The sequence below is a fragment of the Nonomuraea sp. B1E8 genome (genome assembly GCF_039871515.1).
Lineage (GTDB): Bacteria > Actinomycetota > Actinomycetes > Streptosporangiales > Streptosporangiaceae > Nonomuraea.
The window spans coordinates 296,926-314,555 of record NZ_JBDPLS010000010.1 but is presented as its reverse complement, the minus strand read 5'-3'; the positions used below and the strand labels follow the sequence as shown (position 1 = coordinate 314,555).

18 protein-coding genes are annotated in these 17,630 nt (G+C 68.3%); 4 read left to right on the top strand and 14 right to left on the bottom strand.

The genetic code is table 11. The annotated features are described in order from the left end of the window. The first annotated feature begins 803 nt into the window (after nt 1–803). From ABGA98_RS30925 to ABGA98_RS30910, 4 genes are all read left to right on the top strand, one after another. Entirely contained in the window at nt 804–1,163 is a 360-nt protein-coding gene (locus ABGA98_RS30925; RefSeq protein ID WP_347621921.1) for a YraN family protein, read from the top strand. Further along, complete coding sequence (locus ABGA98_RS30920) at nt 1,163–2,698, top strand: YifB family Mg chelatase-like AAA ATPase (RefSeq protein WP_347621920.1); 1,536 nt, start codon at nt 1,163–1,165, stop codon at nt 2,696–2,698. The genes ABGA98_RS30925 and ABGA98_RS30920 overlap by 1 nt, the downstream gene beginning before the upstream one ends. A gap of 483 nt (nt 2,699–3,181) precedes the next feature. Then, nucleotides 3,182–4,432 carry a DNA-processing protein DprA gene (gene dprA, locus ABGA98_RS30915; RefSeq protein WP_347621919.1) on the top strand — a complete coding sequence of 417 codons (1,251 nt, stop codon included), beginning with the start codon at nt 3,182–3,184 and terminating at the stop codon, nt 4,430–4,432. A 414-nt stretch (nt 4,433–4,846) separates the two neighbouring features. Further along, nucleotides 4,847–5,755 (top strand): tyrosine recombinase XerC, encoded by a 909-nt coding sequence (locus ABGA98_RS30910; protein WP_347621918.1) that lies wholly within the window; start codon nt 4,847–4,849, stop codon nt 5,753–5,755. 48 nt (nt 5,756–5,803) lie between these two features. Here the strand turns inward: ABGA98_RS30910 and ABGA98_RS30905 are convergent, their stop codons facing one another. The 14 genes from ABGA98_RS30905 to ABGA98_RS30840 all read right to left on the bottom strand — a co-directional run bounded on the left by ABGA98_RS30905 (nt 5,804) and on the right by ABGA98_RS30840 (nt 17,277). Then, entirely contained in the window at nt 5,804–6,127 is a 324-nt protein-coding gene (locus tag ABGA98_RS30905; protein ID WP_026215037.1) for a DUF2469 domain-containing protein, read from the bottom strand. 39 nt (nt 6,128–6,166) lie between these two features. Beyond that, the gene (locus tag ABGA98_RS30900) at nt 6,167–6,835 is read right to left on the bottom strand and encodes a ribonuclease HII (RefSeq protein WP_347621917.1); all 669 of its coding nucleotides are present in this window, start codon (nt 6,833–6,835) and stop codon (nt 6,167–6,169) included. 51 nt (nt 6,836–6,886) lie between these two features. Then, nucleotides 6,887–7,483 (bottom strand): signal peptidase I, encoded by a 597-nt coding sequence (gene lepB / locus ABGA98_RS30895; RefSeq protein ID WP_347621916.1) that lies wholly within the window; start codon nt 7,481–7,483, stop codon nt 6,887–6,889. Further along, a complete protein-coding gene (lepB, locus tag ABGA98_RS30890; protein ID WP_347621915.1) occupies nt 7,483–8,340 on the bottom strand; it encodes a signal peptidase I in 858 nt (285 codons plus the stop codon). The genes lepB (ABGA98_RS30895) and lepB (ABGA98_RS30890) overlap by 1 nt, the downstream gene beginning before the upstream one ends. A gap of 141 nt (nt 8,341–8,481) precedes the next feature. After that, nucleotides 8,482–8,844: a 50S ribosomal protein L19 gene (gene rplS / locus ABGA98_RS30885; RefSeq protein ID WP_132601383.1), complete on the bottom strand. Its 363-nt coding sequence runs from the start codon at nt 8,842–8,844 to the stop codon at nt 8,482–8,484. Between the two features lie 137 nt (nt 8,845–8,981). Then, on the bottom strand, nt 8,982–9,761 hold the full coding sequence (gene trmD, locus ABGA98_RS30880; protein ID WP_347621914.1) for a tRNA (guanosine(37)-N1)-methyltransferase TrmD: 780 nt from the start codon (nt 9,759–9,761) through the stop codon (nt 8,982–8,984). Continuing rightward, nucleotides 9,761–10,261, bottom strand: a complete 501-nt coding sequence (rimM, locus tag ABGA98_RS30875) for a ribosome maturation factor RimM (protein ID WP_347621913.1) — start codon at nt 10,259–10,261, stop codon at nt 9,761–9,763. Before rimM ends, trmD begins: the two co-directional genes overlap by 1 nt. Before the next feature lie 68 nt (nt 10,262–10,329). Then, nucleotides 10,330–10,575, bottom strand: coding sequence for an RNA-binding protein (locus ABGA98_RS30870; RefSeq protein WP_347621912.1), 246 nt, complete (start codon nt 10,573–10,575; stop codon nt 10,330–10,332). 1 nt (nt 10,576) lies between these two features. Further along, entirely contained in the window at nt 10,577–11,020 is a 444-nt protein-coding gene (gene rpsP / locus ABGA98_RS30865) for a 30S ribosomal protein S16 (RefSeq protein ID WP_347621911.1), read from the bottom strand. A gap of 366 nt (nt 11,021–11,386) precedes the next feature. Next, the gene (gene ffh / locus ABGA98_RS30860; RefSeq protein ID WP_347621910.1) at nt 11,387–12,937 is read right to left on the bottom strand and encodes a signal recognition particle protein; all 1,551 of its coding nucleotides are present in this window, start codon (nt 12,935–12,937) and stop codon (nt 11,387–11,389) included. 57 nt (nt 12,938–12,994) lie between these two features. Further along, on the bottom strand, nt 12,995–13,555 hold the full coding sequence (locus ABGA98_RS30855) for an ATP/GTP-binding protein (RefSeq protein WP_347621909.1): 561 nt from the start codon (nt 13,553–13,555) through the stop codon (nt 12,995–12,997). 7 nt (nt 13,556–13,562) lie between these two features. After that, nucleotides 13,563–13,886, bottom strand: a complete 324-nt coding sequence (locus tag ABGA98_RS30850) for a DUF742 domain-containing protein (protein WP_347621989.1) — start codon at nt 13,884–13,886, stop codon at nt 13,563–13,565. Nucleotides 13,887–14,017: 131 nt separating this feature from the next. After that, nucleotides 14,018–14,440 (bottom strand): roadblock/LC7 domain-containing protein, encoded by a 423-nt coding sequence (locus tag ABGA98_RS30845; RefSeq protein ID WP_132515580.1) that lies wholly within the window; start codon nt 14,438–14,440, stop codon nt 14,018–14,020. Next, on the bottom strand, nt 14,437–17,277 hold the full coding sequence (locus ABGA98_RS30840) for a nitrate- and nitrite sensing domain-containing protein (RefSeq protein ID WP_347621908.1): 2,841 nt from the start codon (nt 17,275–17,277) through the stop codon (nt 14,437–14,439). The genes ABGA98_RS30845 and ABGA98_RS30840 overlap by 4 nt, the downstream gene beginning before the upstream one ends. Nucleotides 17,278–17,630: the final 353 nt, after the last annotated feature.

The window sequence follows — 17,630 nt, the reverse complement described above, 5'->3', positions numbered from 1 at the left end:
CCGGTCGGAGGAAGGGGCGTGGTCACGGTCGAGCACGCAGGCGGCCTGCGCACGACGTACGTACCGGTCACGTCATCGGTGGCACAGGGCCAGTCCGTCGAGCAGGGAGCCGAGCTGGGCGTGCTCGAGTCGTCGACCGTTCACTGCCAGGAGCCGTGCCTCCATTGGGGTCTCCTCCACGACACCCGCTACCTCGACCCTCTCCTCCTCCTGGGCCACGCCCCCATCCGCCTTCTCCCCTTCTGGCAGGCGGACTCCACGGCAAGTCCTGAACCCCCAGGCCACCACGGTTCCCCGCCACCGTCAGACCTCCCCACCACGCCGCCACCGTCGGCGAGTTCAGGCACCGCTGCTCCACCGCAGGCGAGAGCGGCCGCGTTCGCCACTGTTCCTGCCGCGCGACCGGTCCACAAGGCACTGCCATCCACCACGCCCTCGCCGTTTCTGACGCGTTCGGCGTCAGCCACCCCACTCGTGAGCGCGATCGCCCTGGGCGCGCTACTGGGCGGGTTCCTTCTCCTCAGCCTCGCCACGACCGTACGCCGACGCCTGCGTTCCCGCCCCCGTCCCCGCCCTCGCTCTCGCCGACACGCCGCGCCACAGGGCCGCCACCGCAAGCAGCACCGCAGGAGAGGCACCCGCCGGCCGCACTGCGGTTGACCACGGACGACTGATGACCGGCACGGCCCTTATCCACAACCTCCCAGTAACCCACCCTGCCATCCCCAGAACCCCATTCGGCCGACCTCGCCCCACCCTCCATCCACGAGAGTCGGTGCCCGACAGCCAGACGGAGGTGGCACATGCCCGCGAACAAGAGACTCGACCTCGGCAGACAGGGCGAGCAGCTAGCCGTGACCTATCTGGAGGCACAAGGGATGAAAGTGATCGAGCGTAACTGGCGCTGCCGTGACGGCGAGATCGACGTCATCGCCGAAGAAGGCCCCAGCCTGATCGTGGTCGAGGTCAAGACACGATCGGGCACGTCCCACGGCACAGCCCTGGAAAGCGTGAGCCGGGCCAAGCTGGCCCGGCTCCACATGCTGGCGGCGAAATGGCTGGCCACGCAGCAACGCACCTTCGACACCGTGCGCGTCGACGTGATCGCTATCGAGCGCTTCGCCGGCGATTTCGCGCTGCGCCACGTACGGGGGGCGATCTGATGGCCGTGGCCCGCACCCGCAGCGTGGCCGTCGTCGGAGTCGCCGGGCGCACCGTCGAGGTCGAGGCCGACGTGGGCAACGGACTGGCGGGCATCCACCTCATCGGCCTTCCCGACACCGCACTCAGCGAGGCTCGTGACCGAGTCAGGTCGGCGGTCGTCAACAGCAGTTATCCCTGGCCCGATGCCCGCATCATCGTCAGTCTCTTCCCTGCCAGCCTGCCCAAACGCGGGTCCCAGTTCGATCTGGCCATAGCCGTGGCGATCCTGGGCGCGGCGGGAGTGATCCCTGCTGAGCGCATCGCGGAGCCGTTCTTCCTGGGTGAGCTCGGCCTCGACGGCCGCATCAGACCCGTGCGCGGCGTCCTCCCCTCGGTGCTCGGCGCCGCCGGACACGGTGGCGCCACGGTCGTCGTGCCGGCCGCCAACTCGGCCGAAGCGGCCCTGGTGCCCGACGTCAAGGTCGTTCCCATGTCCGGCCTGCGCCAGCTGGTCGAGTGGCTGCGCACCGGCGACGACCCGCCCGACGCCCGGACCGGCGACCTCGTGGAGCCTCAGAGGTCCGTCCCCACCCCCGCAGTCGACCTGTCTGACGTCGTCGGCCAGCCGGTGGCCCGCCGAGCCCTCGAAGTGTGCGCGGCAGGCGGCCACAACCTGTGGATGCTCGGCCCGCCCGGCACCGGCAAAACCCTGCTGGCCGAACGCCTCCCCACCCTCCTGCCGGATCTGGAGCTCGATCATGCCCTGGAGGTCACCGCCATCCATTCCGTCGCGGGTGTGCTGCCGCCCGACTCACCCCTGATGAGCAGGCCGCCGTTCGTCGCCCCGCACCACACGGCGACGTCCGCCGCGATCATCGGCGGCGGCAGCACGGTCGTGCGCCCAGGGGCGGTCTCCCTCGCTCACAGGGGCCTGTTGTTCATGGACGAGGCCCCCGAGTTCCCCCGCCATGTCCTCGACTCCCTGCGGCAACCGTTGGAGTCCGGCCGGGTGACGGTCTCCAGATCCGCGGGATCGGTCACATTCCCGGCCCGGTTCATGCTGGTCCTGGCCGCGAACCCCTGCCCCTGCGCCCAGGCCGACGACAGGAGCGAGACGTGTAAATGTTCCCCCACCACCAGACGCCGCTACCTCGGCAGGCTCTCAGGCCCGCTCCTTGACCGCATAGACATGAAGGTCACGGTCGTCCGCTCGTCAAGGCGCGAGCTCCTGGCCGACCGCCAGTTCGTGGAGACCAGCAAGACGGTGGCCGAACGCGTGCTGGTGGCCCGTGACCGAGCCGCCAAGCGCCTGGCCGGCAGCCCCTGGCGCACCAACGCCGAGATCCCCTCCTCCATGCTGCATGCCGACTACCGCCCAGGGGAGGCGGCCATGCGGTCCATGACGTCCTGCCTCGACTCCGGCATCCTCACCGCACGCGGCCTCGACCGGGTGGTCCGGGTCGCCTGGACCCTCGCCGATCTGGCAGGCAAGGACCGCCCGGAGGAGGACGAAGCCACCGGCGCCCTCAGTTTCTGGCTGGGAGTCACGTCGTGACACCGCCGAATCCGCACAACGGAGCCGCGATCGCCGCCGCGCCCCTTCCAGCTCGGACTTCCGGGTTCTTGAGAGGCCCTCCGGCCGGCCAGGGTCGACTGCAAGACCTCCGTACGCGCCCACCGCGTCCGAGCCCTGCGCCAGTTCTGGGCCGTCTCCGACGCCCCCGTCCCATCGTCCATCCCGCTCCACGAAGGCACCGTCAGCCCCATGCCATCCACTCCCGCCACCCCAGCGACCACGACGCCCCAGCCCTCTGCCTCCATTCCACCCATCCAGCCCACCCAGCAGTTCCACATCCAGGACACGAGTGCACAGACCTCTCCCATCCAGGAGGCTCCCACTGCGCCGGCTCCCAGCACGCCGGACGCCCGACCCCCACAAACCTGTCAACCCGCCGGGGACGGTGAGCGGGCCACGGTCGCCGTGACCCGACAATCAGGGCGGCAGGAGACAGACGAACTGGTGGCCAGGGCTGCTCTCATGCGCGCCGCCGACGTGGGTGACCCGGTCATGGGCCGCCTCGTCGCCCAGTACGGCGCATCGGAGGCGGCGGCAGCGATCCGTGCACGCGCCCTGCCACCCGACTTCGCCGCGCGGGAGGCCCAGCACGAGCGCCCGCCCGACCTGACCCGCCGGCTGAACGCCTGGTACGCCCGCCTGGCGACCGCCAAGCCCGCAGCCGACCTGGAAGCAGGCGAGAAGGCCGGAGCCAGGCTGATCATTCCCGGCAGCCCGGAATGGCCTACCCAGCTGGACCAGCTGGGGCCGAGCCGTCCCCTCGGGCTGTGGTTGCACGGCACGACCGACCTCCGCTTCGCGTGCCTCAAGTCCGTCGCCGTGGTCGGCGCCCGCGCCGCCACGTCATACGGTTCGCACATCGCGGCCCAGTTCGGTGTCGGTCTCAGCGAATCAGGCTGGACGGTCGTGTCAGGTGGCGCCTACGGCGTGGACGGGGCGGCCCACAGGGGAGCTCTGGCGTCGGATGCACCGACGGTGGCCGTTCTGGCCTGCGGCGTGGACGTCTGCTATCCGAGCAGTCACGACACCCTGTTCGCGGCCGTCAGGGAGCGGGGGGTCGTGATCAGCGAGTGCCCACCGGGCGTCCATCCCACCCGGGCACGCTTCCTCATCAGAAACCGTCTGATCGCCGCCCTGTCGAGAGGCACCGTGGTGGTGGAGGCGGCGTTGCGCAGCGGCGCGCTCAATACGGCCGCCCATGCGCTGTCCCTCAACAGGCACTTGGGGGCAGTGCCTGGCCCGATCACGTCGAGCATGTCGGCCGGCTGTCACCGGCTCCTTCGGGAGCGCAAAGCGGTGTGCGTGACGACCCCGGAGGAGATGATCGACCTCGTCGGCGTCATAGGCGACGACCTGGCCCCGCAGAGCCGGGTGGCCGCCGTTTCCAGGGACAAACTCAACGACTCCACCAAGAGGGTGCTGGACGCGGTCCCTGCCCGGGGCGGCGCCGGTCCAGCATCCATAGCGGTTGCTGCGGGAGTCGGCCTGGATGCGACCTTGAGCGCGCTGGGCGGCCTGGCAGCCGCAGGCTACATAGAACGCGCCGCCAGCGGCTGGCGCCTGCGCAAGCCGACAACGAGCTATCGCAAGGCTCCCGAATCAACTGCCCTGCAACCGCCGCTCGCCGCGGAAGCCGCCGAGCAGGCAGACGATCCTCCGTTTCCGGACCACCTGCCCCTCCCCCACCACGCGGCGGAGGGGACGGACGTCTGACGCCTCACGGTCCGCCTGACAGGCGTCGCGTCACCGGACCGCGGGCGGACATGGTGACGGCCACCGCGTGGTCCTTGGAGGGCCTGCATCAAGACCGTAGGAGAGCACCGCGATGGCCGCACACAACAGTCTGGCGTGTGTCCACCGGAAGGCGAAGAGAACCGCGCACCAGTGACTCCTACTTTTTGCTGACATAGTTGCGGATCACGACAATCGGTTGTCGAGGTTGCCTCTCGGCACATGAGGCGATGATGCGGGCAGTACGAAGCTCGCACCCACGACGGCGAAGGGAGTCGCCGGGCGCGGCACCCCGACCAGCGCCAAGCAAGGAGAACGCGGCATCATGACAGCGCAACCGGCTGCGATCGGCGCCGCGACATGACCGACCCGAAAGATGATGGTGACGTGGAAGACATGGCCCGGACTGACGGTGACGCGGCGGTGAGCAGGGACGACGTGCTGGCCGACTTCGGCCGGTATCTGCGGCTGGAGCGTGATCTGTCACCGCACACGGTCCGGGCTTACCTGACCGACATCACCTCTCTGCTCGATCACCTGGGCGGGCACCTCGCCTACCTGGACATCGGAGCTCTCAGGGAGTGGCTGGCCGGCCAGCATGAGGCGGGAAAGGCGCGGGCGACGCTGGCGCGCCGGACCGCCTGTGCTCGCACCTTCACCGCCTACTGTCACCGTCGCGGCTGGCTGTCCACGGACCCCGGATTGTTGCTGGGCACCGCCAGGACACCCCGGTCACTGCCGTCCGTGCTCGACCAGGAGCAGGCGCAGGCCGTGATGGACGTCCCCGCCACCGCGGAGCCGAAAGAACTGCGCGATCAGGCGTTGCTGGAGCTGTTGTACGCCACGGGTGTGCGGGTGAGCGAGCTGTGCGCGCTGGACGTCGACGATGTCGACCGTGACCGGAACGTCATCAGGGTTCTGGGCAAAGGGCGTAAGGAGCGTTCGGTGCCGTTCGGGCTGCCCGCTCTCCGAGCGCTGGACAGATGGTGTATTCACGGACGGCCGCTGTGGGCCCGGGCCAGGTCGGGGCTCGCGCTCTTTCTCGGGGTGCGCGGGGGCCGCATCGACGCGGGAACCGTGCGGCGGGTGGTGCACGCGCGACTGGCCCAGATCGATGGGGCGCCGGACATGGGGCCGCACGGTCTCCGGCACACCGCGGCGACGCACCTGCTGGAGGGCGGTGCGGACCTGCGTAGCGTTCAGGAGCTGCTCGGGCACGCGTCACTGAACACCACGCAGATCTACACCCACGTCTCTATCGAGCGTTTGCGGGCGGCCTACCGGCAAGCGCATCCCAGGGCCTGAGTGGGCTCACTGGCGTAACACCGGCAGGCTCCGGTACCCTCCGCGCGGTCACCCGGAGAAGCCCTCCTTGGGCATCTCCAGGTCTGCTTTGGCCAGTTCTTCGACGTTGACGTCCTTGAACGTGACGACCCGCACGTTCTTTACGAATCGGGCGGGCCGGTACATGTCCCACACCCAAGCGTCCTGCATCTTGACGTCGAAGAAGACGTCGCCGTTCTCCGCAGTGCGGACATCGAGATCGACCGAGTTGGTCAGATAGAACCGCCGCTCAGTCTCCACCACGTATGTGAACAAACCGACGACATCGCGGTATTCGCGGTAAAGCTGCAGCTCCATCTCGGTTTCGTACTTTTCGAGATCCTCTGCGCTCATCGCGGTCCTCCTGTCGTACCGGTCCCCCGGTTCGCCTGGTCAGGCAACCCCGGCCCCCATTTCATTTTCACCCATCCCCCTCGCCACCGTGACGAAGGAGTAACGGTGATCAGGACACGGACCATGCGTTTCCAGCGCCAGCCGGTGTCCTGGTGTGACATACCCCTTGTGCTCGGCGAAGCCGTACTGCGGGAAGCGCTCGTCCAGCGCGACCATCAGGCGATCCCTCGTCACCTTGGCCACGATCGACGCGGCCGCCACGCACGCGGCCACCTGATCCCCCTTCCAGACGGCGAGCGACGGCGCGGGCAACCCGGGCACCGGGAAACCGTCCGTCAGGATGTACTCAGGGTCACAGGACAACTGTGCGACAGCACGCCGCATTCCCGAGACGTTGCATTTGTGGAGACCTTTGGCGTCGATCTCCGTGGGCGGGATGGTCACGATGCCTACATCGGCGACGCGCACGATCGCGTCGTAGAGCCGTTCGCGCACCGCCGGAGCGAGCAGTTTCGAGTCGCCCAGGCCGTCGACCGGCTTGCGCAGGATGACGGCCGCGACCACGAGCGGCCCCGCGCACGCGCCACGGCCGGCCTCGTCGACACCCGCGATGGGGGTGAGGCCGCGGCGGGCGAGCGCCCGTTCGTAGGCGTAGAGTCCGGAATCTCGCCGGACGACGCTGGGGCGAGGGCGGAACGCAACTGTCATGACAGAGGCAGCGTACGCCTCATTCGCCGCAAACCGCGACCGGAAGCCGATCTACTTGACCTTGTCGAAAGCCTCGGGCTGAGAGAAGAGATAGCCCCGCGACAGCGGCCAATAGCGCACCACGGCCTTGCCGATCACCGCGTCTTCCGAGATGAACCCGCCACCCGGCTCCTCCATGTGCGCCCGTGAGTCGGCCGAGGCGCTGCGGTGGTCGCCCATCAGCCAGAGCTTGCCGGCCGGCACCTTGACGTCGAACTTATCGCCGGAAGCGTAATCGTCCGGGTAGAGGTAGGAGGACTCGTCAAGCGGCTTGCCGTTGATGGTGATGCGCTTGTCGGCGTCGCAACACTTGACGCGGTCGCCGCCGACCCCGATGACGCGCTTGATGGTGTCTTCGCCGTTCCAGCCCTTGAACACCACGATGTCGCCGCGCTCAGGCTTGCCAGAAAGCTTGTTGACGAAGATCCGGTCGTCAAGCTGCAGGGTGTTCTCCATCGACACGGACGGGATGTAGAACGACCCGACCACGAAGGCCTGCAGCAGCAGCGCGATGCCGACCCCCAGAACGAGCAGCAGCACCGTCTCGCGGAAGCTGCCCTTCTTTTTCTTCTCTTTGCCCACGCCCTCCGCCTTCTTGGTGACGGCCATCAGCGCTTCCTCCGCAGCCGGCGCCGAACCAGGACCAAGGGTACGGCCAGCCCGAACCCGGCGACCAGCGGTACGGACCCGCCGAGCGCGTGGAGCGCGGGTTGGGCGAACGTCTCGGGGATGTCTATCGAGCCGGCGCGGTCGAACGGCCACACGATCACGAACGCCCGTCCGATGACCTGGCCCACCGGAATGGACCCGCCGCCCGCGTCGCCGGTGTGGGCGCGGGAGTCGAGCGACACCGAGCGGTGGTCGCCCATCACCCACAGCCGCTCGGGCGGCACCGTGACGTCGAAGAACTTGTCAGAGGGCACGTTGCCTGGATAGAGGTAGCTCTCCTCGTTGATGGGCGTGCCGTTGACGGTGATGCGGCCTTTGGAGTCGCAGCACTTGACGTGGTCGCCGCCGATGCCGATGACCCGCTTGATGTAGTCCTTCTCGCCGGGGATGACGCCGAACGCCGTGCCGACCCAGCGGAAGAACGCCGCGACAGGGTTGGACGGCTCCTCCATCTGGAACTCGCCGTCCCAGGAATCGACGCCCGAGAAGACCACCACGTCACCGCGCTCGATGTCGCGCGTGTGGTAGACGAGCTTGTTGACGAGAACCCTGTCGTTGGTCAGCAGGGTGTTTTCCATCGACTCCGACGGAATGTAGAAGGCCTGGACCACAAAGGTTTTGATGATCAGGGCCAGCACCAGAGCGACAACGACAAGAACAGGAAGCTCTTTCCAGAACGACCCCTTCTTCTCCTTTTTTCCGCCCTTAGCCGGCTTCTGAGTCTCTTCGGCGACCACGTCCACCTCGTCCTCGACAGGGCGGCGCGCAGCGCCGTGCTCCTGGCTCTCGCTAGTCATCGCTGACGAGCCTAGATGATGTCCCGGCTCGACAAGCCTGGACCGACGTTACACCCACGCACGAGTCGCTCCACATAAAGGAAACGGCCCCGTAAAGCCGAAAGGCCCGCGCCGTAGCGCGGACCTCGGAAAGAGCAGGACCTACTTCGCGGGCGTCGTCTCGCGCTTCTCGCGGATGCGGGCGGCCTTGCCGCGCAGGTCACGCATGTAGTAGAGCTTCGCGCGGCGCACGTCGCCGCGGGAGACGAGCACGATCTTCTCGATGACGGGGCTGTGCACAGGGAAGGTGCGCTCGACGCCGACGCCATAGCTGACCTTGCGGACGGTGAAGGTCTCGCGGGCGCCGCTGCCCTGCCTGCGCAGCACGAAGCCCTTGAAGACCTGGATGCGGGAGCGGTTGCCTTCGACGACGCGTACGTGAACCTCGAGCGTGTCACCGGGGCGGAAATCCGGCACGTCGCTGCGCAGGGTCGCCTTCTCGAGCTCCTGGATCTTCGTGTGCATGAGAGCTGTCCTCAAGTCCTCGTGAGCACGCGGAGGTCCACCCGGCCATGGCTCGTGGCGGACACGCCTGCTGATGTGATGAAACCCAGGACCGTTTCCCGGGCATGACAGACCAACCACAACAGGTTGGCAGCGATTCAGTTTGCCATATCTTCCGGCTCGACGCGAAACGACAGCTCCTCGAGCAGTTTCCTGTCGTGCTTGTCGAGCGTCTCGGGGTCGAGCTCCGCCGCGAGTTCAGGCCGGTTTCGTACGGTACGGCGCAGCGCCTCGTCCCGGCGCCATCTCGCGATTTTTCCGTGATGTCCGGACAACAACACGTCGGGCACCTCGCGCCCCCGCCAGACGGGAGGCTTGGTGTAGACGGGCCCTTCGACGAGGTTGCGCATGGTCCCGGGGGCGAAGGAGTCGTCGACGGCCGACTGGGCGTTGCCGAGCACGCCCGGCAGCAGCCTGCCGACGGCCTCCACCATGACCAGCACCGCCACCTCGCCGCCGGCCAGCACGTAGTCGCCGATGCCGACCTCGTCGACCCGCAGCCGCTCGGAGTATTCCTCCACGACGCGCGAGTCGATCCCTTCGTAACGCCCGCACGCGAACAGCAGCCACGGCTCGCCCGCCAGCTCCTGCGCGAGCTCCTGGGTGAAGGGCCGCCCGCTCGGGGTCGGCACGACCATCCGCGGCGCGCCGTCACCGATCACGGAGTCGATGGCCTCGCCCCACACCTCGGGTTTCATGACCATGCCGGGACCCCCGCCGTAAGGGGTGTCGTCCACGGACTTGTGCACGTCGTGGGCCCAGTCGCGGAGCTGGTGCACGCGTACGTCGAGCGTGCCGCGCTCGCGCGCCTTGCCGATCAGCGAGACGTCGAGCGGCGCGAAGTATTCGGGGAAGATCGAGACGATGTCGATCCGCATCACAACAGGCCCTCCGGCGGATCGACGACCAGCCGTCCGGCCTCCACGTCGACCACGGGCACGAGGGCCTTGACGAACGGGATCAGCGCGTCGTCGGCACCGCGCCGGCGCACGACCAGAAGGTCCTGGCCGTGATGGAGCACATCGGTGATCTCGCCCACGGGCTCCCCAGAAGCGGTCTCGACCGCCAGTCCGATGAGCTGGTGGTCGTGGAACTCGTCGGGATCGTCGGGCGGCGGCACCTCGCCGGAGTCGATGACCAGCATGGTGTTGCGCAGATCTTCGGCCGCGTCGCGGCCGGCGACCCCGGCGAACGACACCAGCAGCATGCCCTTGTGCCAGCGGCGGCTCTCGACGACGAGCGGCCCCTTGCCGGCCGGATCGGTGGCGATCGACGTGCCGGGGGCGAAACGCAGCTCGGGATCGTCGGTGCGCACCTCCACGGTCACCTCACCGCGTACGCCGTGCGGACGGCCTATCCGGCCGACGACCAACTGCACGTGAATTCGCCCTTTCTCAACGCGAGCGCCCTCATCGGAAGGACCGATGAGGGCGCGCAAACCTGACGCTAACGGACTATTTCGTGCAGATCGAGCAGATCGACTCGCACGTACTTCCCGTCGGCCAGGGCGTTCACGACCGTGCGCAGCGCCTTGGCGGTGCGCCCGCCGCGTCCGATGACCTTCCCCAGGTCCTCGGGGTGCACCCGGACCTCCAGGACGCGCCCGCTGCGGATGCGGCGGGCGCGGACCCGGACATCGTCTGGATGTTCGACGATGCCCTTGACGAGGTGCTCGAGAGCCTCCTCGAGCACGTCAGGCCTCGCCCTCGGCCTGGGTCTCGGCGAGGGCCTCGGCCTCTTCCTTCTTCTTGGCCTTCTTCGGCGGCGTGGTGGCGGCCGTGCCGGTGTCGCCACCGGACAGCGCCTCCTTGGCCGCGGCCTCGTAAAGGGCGTGACGGTCAGGCGCGGGCTCGGCGACCTTGAGAGGCTCGGGGGCGGGCTCGCCCTTGAACTTCTGCCAGTCACCGGTGAGCTTGAGGAGCTTGAGCACCGGCTCGGTCGGCTGCGCGCCGACACCCAGCCAGTAGGCCGCACGCTCAGCGTCGATCACGATGCGCGAAGGGTTTTCCTTCGGGTGGTAAAGGCCGATCTCCTCGATCGCCCGGCCGTCACGCTTGGTGCGGCTGTCGGCGACGACGATGCGGTATTGAGCGTTGCGGATCATGCCGAGCCGCTTGAGCTTGATCTTGACTGCCACGGGTGTGGTCTCTCCTGCATTCGCATGTGGGTGAACGGCGCCTCGCCGAGTGGGGCACGACAGGACGACGCTCCAGGGACAGGCGTGTCCTGCGGGAGGTGAGAGGGCACCCGCCTGGTCACGATGTTCCAACATGTCATTCTGCCAGATCGACGACACTGCCCACGACCGTCGGCGGCACGTCGCCGCAAAGGGTCGGCAAGCTCCCGGCCTCACTTCCGTTACGACCCCATCGGCCCGGGTACGCCCCCATCCCGTGCCCATCACCACCCTCATCTGAGCGACCAGTGGACGGGGCTCGCGGGCGAAGCCCGAACCCTCACCGATGGGCCCGCCGGGCCTGGGTGTGCACCGGCGGGAGCGGGGTTATTTCTGGCCGGGGAGCCGGAGCTTGGAGGGGTCGAAGCCGGGCGGCAACTCCACCCCCGGGGGCAGTTTGCCGCCGAGGTTGCCGAGCACGCCGCCCTGCTTGGGCTCGGCGGGCGTCTCGGCGGAGGGCTTGCCCATGGCGGCCTTGCGAGGGTCGCCGCTGACGCGCCGCCCCTTCTTGGCCTTCTTCTGGGACTTGCCGCCCTTGCCGCGGCCGCCCCCGCCCGGCATGCCGGGCATGCCCATGCCGCCGGCCATCCGCTTCATCATCTTCTGGGCCTCGAAGAAGCGGGTCACCAGGTTGTTGACGGCGCTGACGGTGACGCCGGAGCCGGTGGCGATGCGGGCGCGGCGGGAACCGTTGATGATCTTGGGGTCCTGGCGCTCGGCCGGGGTCATCGAGCGGATGATGGCCGCGATGCGGTCGAGGTCGCGGTCGTCGATGGAGTTGATCTGGTCGCGCATCTGCCCCATGCCGGGCATCATGCCGAGCAGGTTTTTGATCGGCCCCATCTTCTGGACCATCTGCATCTGCTCGAGGAAGTCTTCGAGCGTGAAGCTCTCGCCCGAGGTGAGCTTGCCCGCCATCTTGGCGGCCTGCTCCTCGTCGAACGTCTTCTGGGCCTGCTCGATCAGGGTGAGGATGTCACCCATGTCGAGGATGCGGGAGGCCATCCGGTCGGGGTGGAAGGCGTCGAAGTCTTCCAGCTTCTCGCCCGTGGAGGCGAACATGATGGGCCGGCCGGTGATGTGCCTGACCGAGAGCGCCGCACCGCCGCGGGCGTCGCCGTCGAGCTTGGTCAGCACGACGCCGTCGAAGCCGACACCTTCCATGAACGCCTGCGCCGTCGTGACCGCGTCCTGGCCGATCATGGCGTCGACCACGAACAGGACCTCGTCGGGCTGGACCGCGTCGCGGATGTCGGCGGCCTGGCGCATCATCTCCTGGTCGATGCCGAGCCGGCCCGCGGTGTCGATGATGACGATGTCGTGCTGCAGGCGCCTGGCCTCGTCGATGGAGGTGCGGGCGACGCCGATCGGGTCGCCGACGCCGTTGCCCGGCTCGGGCGCGTAGACGGCGACCTCGGCGCGCTCGCCCACGACCTGGAGCTGCTGGACGGCGTTGGGGCGCTGGAGGTCGGCGGCGACCAGCATGGGCGCGTGCCCCTGCTCGCGCAGCCATCGGGCCAGCTTGCCCGCCAGTGTGGTCTTGCCCGCGCCCTGGAGGCCGGCGAGCATGATGATGGTCGGGGGCGTCTTGGCGAAACGGAGCCTGCGGGTCTCACCGCCGAGGATCCCGATCAGCTCGTCATTGACGATCTTGACGACCTGCTGCGCCGGGTTCAGCGCCTGGGAGACCTCTGCGCCGCGGGCGCGCTCTTTGACCTGGGCGACGAACGCCTTGACCACAGGGAGGGCGACGTCGGCCTCGAGCAGCGCGATGCGGATCTCACGGGTGGTGGCGTCGATGTCGGCATCGGACAGCCGCCCCTTGGATCGGAGGGAGGAGAAGACCGATGTCAACCGGTCGGATAGCGTCTCGAACACGTGGTTGGCCAGTCCTCGAAGCGAAGGTACGTCTAAGGGTCCAGCCTAGCCGCTCCGCTAGCCGCTCCAGCCGGGCACGGCCATCCGAACCGTGAGCGCGTGTTCGACCAGGTTGATCAGCGTGGCCTTCACGGAGTCCTTCGACCTGGCGTCGAGGCGCACCATCGGAATGTGCGGGGCCAGGGTCAGGGCGTCGCGGACCTCGGCGTCGCTGTGCGCGTACTGGCCGTCCCAGCCGTTCACTCCCACGATGAACGGCAGTTGCGCCTCCTCGAAGTAGTCGATGGCGGGGAAACTGTCGGCCAGACGCCGCGTGTCGACCAGCACCACCGCACCGATCGCACCCCGCACCAGGTCGTCCCACATGAACCAGAACCGATGCTGCCCGGGCGTCCCGAACAGATAAAGAATCAGATCACGGTCGAGCGAGACCCGGCCGAAGTCCATCGCCACGGTCGTCGTCGACTTCAACGGCGTCATACCCAGATCATCGATGCCCTTGGAGGCATCCGTCATGACGGCCTCCGTGGTCAACGGCATGATCTCCGACACCGCGCCGACGAACGTCGTCTTGCCCACCCCGAAACCCCCGGCCACGACGATCTTCGTCGAGGTCAAGCCCGGGCTAGAGCCTGCGAAGTCCACTGAGCACCCTTTCCAGCAGATTGACGTCCGGCCTACCCTCATCCAGCTGCGGTTGATGCACCCGGACCAGGCCCTCGGCGGCCATGTCAGCGATCAGAACACGCACCACGCCGAGCGGCATCCGCAGCAACGCCGAGACCTCGGCCACCGATCTGACCTGGAGGCACAGCTGGCTGATGGCTTTGTACTCGGGCGTGATGTGCGAGAACTCCCGGTGTTCGGCCGTGGCCGAGGAGACCAGGGCCTCCATCGCCAGCTTGACCCTGGGCGCGGTCCGCCCGCCCGTGACGGCGTAGGGCCGCACCGGCGAGGCCGGATCGGAGCTGGGGGGTTGCGGAGGGGGCGGGGGCTCCCAGCTGCCGCTGTTGTGAGAGTTCCAGCCGCCGCTGTTGGAGTTCCAGCCGCCGCTGTTCCATCGGGGGTCTGTCACCTACATCACCTGGTCTGGCTGGCGCGCAACTCCGCACGCACAGCCGGAGTCAGCACCTGACCGGCGCGATCCACCATCAGCGTCATCTGGTACGCCACCAACCCCATGTCACAATCCGGAGCCGCCAGCACCGCCAGACACGAACCATCACTGATCGACATGATCAGCATCAACCCACGCTGCATCTCCACAATTGTCTGATTGACCGCACCCCCCTCGAACACCCGCGCCGCACCCTGCGTCAAACTCACCAGACCCGACGCGATCGCCGCCAGCTGATCCGCCCGATCAGCCGGAAAACCCGACGACGCCGCAAGCGGCAACCCGTCGGACGAGACGACCACCGCGTGCGCGACCCCGGGAACTGAGTTGACGAAATCGGTGATTAACCAATCCACCCCGCGTGCCGACTGGCTCAGGTCACTCATGACCGCTCATCCCTGCTTTCAACACTCCTGGGGCCGGAGGGATACGTCCTGCCCTCGCTGATGTCATCACGTGCCGCCCGGAACCCCTGCTGGAAGCTGGAGAGCCGACTGCGCACCCGCTCCGGCGAGACCGCGGGCATCGGCGCGACGCCCTTAGGCGCGGAGACGGTGTCGGCGGAGCCGGGCACCAGGTTGGCCTTGGGCACCCTCTTGGGCAGCCCGGCGGCCGTCGCGCCGTCGCGTACGGGTTCGACGACGGCTTCGGCGGCGCTCCAGCCGGCGTCGGCCTTGGCGGAGCCCCAGGTGGCGCCGCTGTCAGGACCGTGTTCGAACCAGGCCGACTCGACCGAGGCGAAGATCGGCAGATATTCGTCCCCGGCGGAGGCGGGCTTCACGGCGGGCATCGGGCCCGTCGCGGCGGACTCGGTCTCGGGGAAGTCGTACCTTCCCGCGTCGGGGTCCGGTCTGCCGGCGTTCGCCCGGTCGCCGGTGGGCCGCTGCGGCAGCGGGTTGCTGCTGCTCATCCAGTTGCCGGGCGGGCTCGCGGGATTACGGGAGGGGACCCAGACGTCGGCGGTGTCGTAACCGCCGCCGTTGTTGCGCGGATCGGAGGGCCAGCCGGAGTCCGCGCTCCCCCGAGGGGAGAAGGAGGAGGGCTGCGAGGAGAACGACGGTTGCGACGGGAACGACGGCTCTGAGGGGAACGACGGGTGCCCGGGCCCCGGCTGGTAGCTTCCGCCCGCGCCCCACTGGGGGGCGGGCGGCTGCGCCGCGGGCTGGCGGGCTCCGAAGCTCTCGTCGAACGAGATGCTGTCCTGCTGGCCCATGCCGTTGTTCGCGGGGGTCGGGCCGTAGGCGGGGGCCTGCGAGCCCAGGAGCGCTTCCGGCATGAGGACCATGGCGGTCAGGCCGCCGGAGCCGTGGGGGCGCAGCTGCACCCGGATGCCGTGGCGGTGCGCCAGGCGGGCGACCACGAACAGGCCCATGCGCCGCGACACCGACACGTCCACGGTGGGGGCTTCCAGGAGGCGATCGTTGGCCTGGGCCAGTTCGTCGGGGGTCATGCCGATGCCGGAGTCGGTGATCGACAACATCACGCCGCCGCCGTCGATCCTGCTGCCCGACACCGTCACCCGCGTCTCACGCGGCGAGAACGACAGGGCGTTCTCCACCAGCTCCGCGATCAGGTGGATGACGTCGTTGACCGCCTGACCGGCCACCGACACCCCGTCGGGCACCTGCAACACGACCCGCTCGTAGTTCTCCACCTCCGACAGGGAGGCACGGGCGACGTCGACCAGCTTGACGGGTTTGCTCCAGCGGCGTGGCGGGTCCTGCCCCGCCAGCACCAGCAGGTTCTCACTGTTACGCCGCATACGCGTGGCCAGGTGGTCCAGCTTGAACAGGTTCCCGAGCCGCTGCTCGTCCTGCTCACCCTGCTCCAGACCGTCGATCAACGTGATCTGCCGCTCCACCAGCGTCTGACTACGCCGCGACAGGTTCACGAACATCGCGTTCACGTTGCTCCGCAGCCGCGCCTCCTCGCCCGCCAGCCGCACCGCCTCACGGTGCACCTCGTCGAACGCCCGCGCGACCTCACCGATCTCGTCGTTTGAGGCGACGCCGATCGGGGTCACGGGCCCGATCGAGTCTTCGCCGCTCTCGCGCAGCTGCTTGACGGTCTCCGGCAGGCGGCGGCCGGCGATGAACAGCGCTTCCCTGCGCAGCCTGCGCAGGGGGCCGCTCAGCGAGCGGGCCATGAAGACGGTGACCAGCAGCACGAGGAGGAGCAGAGCTGCGATCATGCCACCGACGATCACGGCGTTCTGCTGCTCCGCGCCTTCCAGGGTGCGGCTGCGCAGCACGATGGAGTCGGCCGTCTGCTGCTCGACGGAGCGCATCCCGTCGATGGTCTCGCTGATGGCGTCGAACCACGCCTTGCCGTCGCGGGTGAGGCCGAGCCTGCGGTCGCGCAGGGGCAGGCCGTCGTCCTGCAGGAGCAGGGCTCGGGCCAGCAGGACCTCGGCGCGGTCCACGGACCGGCCGCTGACGGAGTCGTCGTAAGCCTGGCGAAGCTGGAGGGAGACCTGCGACTTGAAGGTGGCGAGCTCGCTGTTCCGCTGGGCGCGGGCGGCGATGAAGGAGTCGAGCTCGGCCTTGCCGAACTCGCCGGTGGCCAGCGCGGCGACGAGCAGCGCGCGCTGGGTGGAGACGTACTGCTTGGCCCTGGCCAGGGCGGCGAAGCCGGACACGCTCGCGGACAGTTCCTTGTCGACCGCGCCCTGGTCGATCTTGTCGTTCAGCGAGAGGAGGTCGGAGATGGTCCGGTCGTAGAGCTCGATGACGGAGTTCACGTCGAGCTGGGAGGCGACCGCGGTCTCACGCGAGGTGGCGAGCTCGTTGAAGCGGTTCCAGATACGCAGGGCCTCGGGAGCCGCGGAGTTGTCGGAGGACATGAGGGACTCGATGCCCGGTGTGACCCCGGCGACGAGCTTGTCGACGTCCTTGTACTGGGTCGCGACGTCCCCGGGGACCTTCTCCCCGGCCTCGGCCTGGCGTCCCAGGGCGACGAACCGGGCGGTCAGGTCGCGTTCCCGCTCGATCTCGTGGGCGAGGGCGGTCAGCCGGCTCGCGAGCACGGCCACTTCGTTGACCTGGGCGTATTCACCGGCGGTGGCGATCGAGGTGGTGACGCGCAAGCCGCCGAACACGAGCGCGGCGAGGGTCGGGATGACGACGATGACCAGCAGCTTCGAGCGCACTCGCCAGTTGCGTAGGGAGAAGCGAGGCCCCGCCTGGCGTTTGTCGACCGCGTCCACGCCGTCCGGCTCGGACATCTCTGGCCCACGGGGGCCTTGTCGGGGGGCTTCTTCTGTTAAGCCCTGTTCGCCGCCCGTAGGGGGGACCACAGTCTTCACTTGCCTCCGCAACCTCTCCTCGGATGGCCTGGTGCACGTAGATCACGTCATTACGCATGTTTGCCATGTGACGCCGACGCACCCTTGGGGCGAGAGCTAATTGGAGCACATCTACCTGAGATCGGCCAATACCGCAAAGATCACAAGCAACACACGGCTCTGCATTTTACGCAATTCACCACGCCTGCCCCAGCAGTCCCAGGTCATGGACTCCAGATTTCCCGCTAAACGGACAAATCACCTCAAAATACCATATATGTGGATATATCTTG

Excerpts from the sequence above, each read along its gene's own strand:
- ABGA98_RS30920 (WP_347621920.1), top strand. The coding sequence starts at position 1,163 with ATGGCCGTGGCCCGCACCCGCAGCGTGGCCGTCGTCGGAGTCGCCGGG.
- ABGA98_RS30925 (WP_347621921.1), top strand. The coding sequence starts at position 804 with ATGCCCGCGAACAAGAGACTCGACCTCGGCAGACAGGGCGAGCAGCTA.
- lepB (WP_347621916.1), bottom strand. The coding sequence starts at position 7,483 with ATGGCCGTCACCAAGAAGGCGGAGGGCGTGGGCAAAGAGAAGAAAAAG.
- ABGA98_RS30840 (WP_347621908.1), bottom strand. The coding sequence starts at position 17,277 with ATGTCCGAGCCGGACGGCGTGGACGCGGTCGACAAACGCCAGGCGGGG.
- lepB (WP_347621915.1), bottom strand. The coding sequence starts at position 8,340 with ATGACTAGCGAGAGCCAGGAGCACGGCGCTGCGCGCCGCCCTGTCGAG.
- ABGA98_RS30900 (WP_347621917.1), bottom strand. The coding sequence starts at position 6,835 with ATGACAGTTGCGTTCCGCCCTCGCCCCAGCGTCGTCCGGCGAGATTCC.
- ABGA98_RS30905 (WP_026215037.1), bottom strand. The coding sequence starts at position 6,127 with ATGAGCGCAGAGGATCTCGAAAAGTACGAAACCGAGATGGAGCTGCAG.
- ABGA98_RS30845 (WP_132515580.1), bottom strand. The coding sequence starts at position 14,440 with ATGAGTGACCTGAGCCAGTCGGCACGCGGGGTGGATTGGTTAATCACC.
- trmD (WP_347621914.1), bottom strand. The coding sequence starts at position 9,761 with ATGCGGATCGACATCGTCTCGATCTTCCCCGAATACTTCGCGCCGCTC.
- ABGA98_RS30910 (WP_347621918.1), top strand. The coding sequence starts at position 4,847 with ATGGCCCGGACTGACGGTGACGCGGCGGTGAGCAGGGACGACGTGCTG.
- dprA (WP_347621919.1), top strand. The coding sequence starts at position 3,182 with ATGCGCGCCGCCGACGTGGGTGACCCGGTCATGGGCCGCCTCGTCGCC.
- rplS (WP_132601383.1), bottom strand. The coding sequence starts at position 8,844 with ATGCACACGAAGATCCAGGAGCTCGAGAAGGCGACCCTGCGCAGCGAC.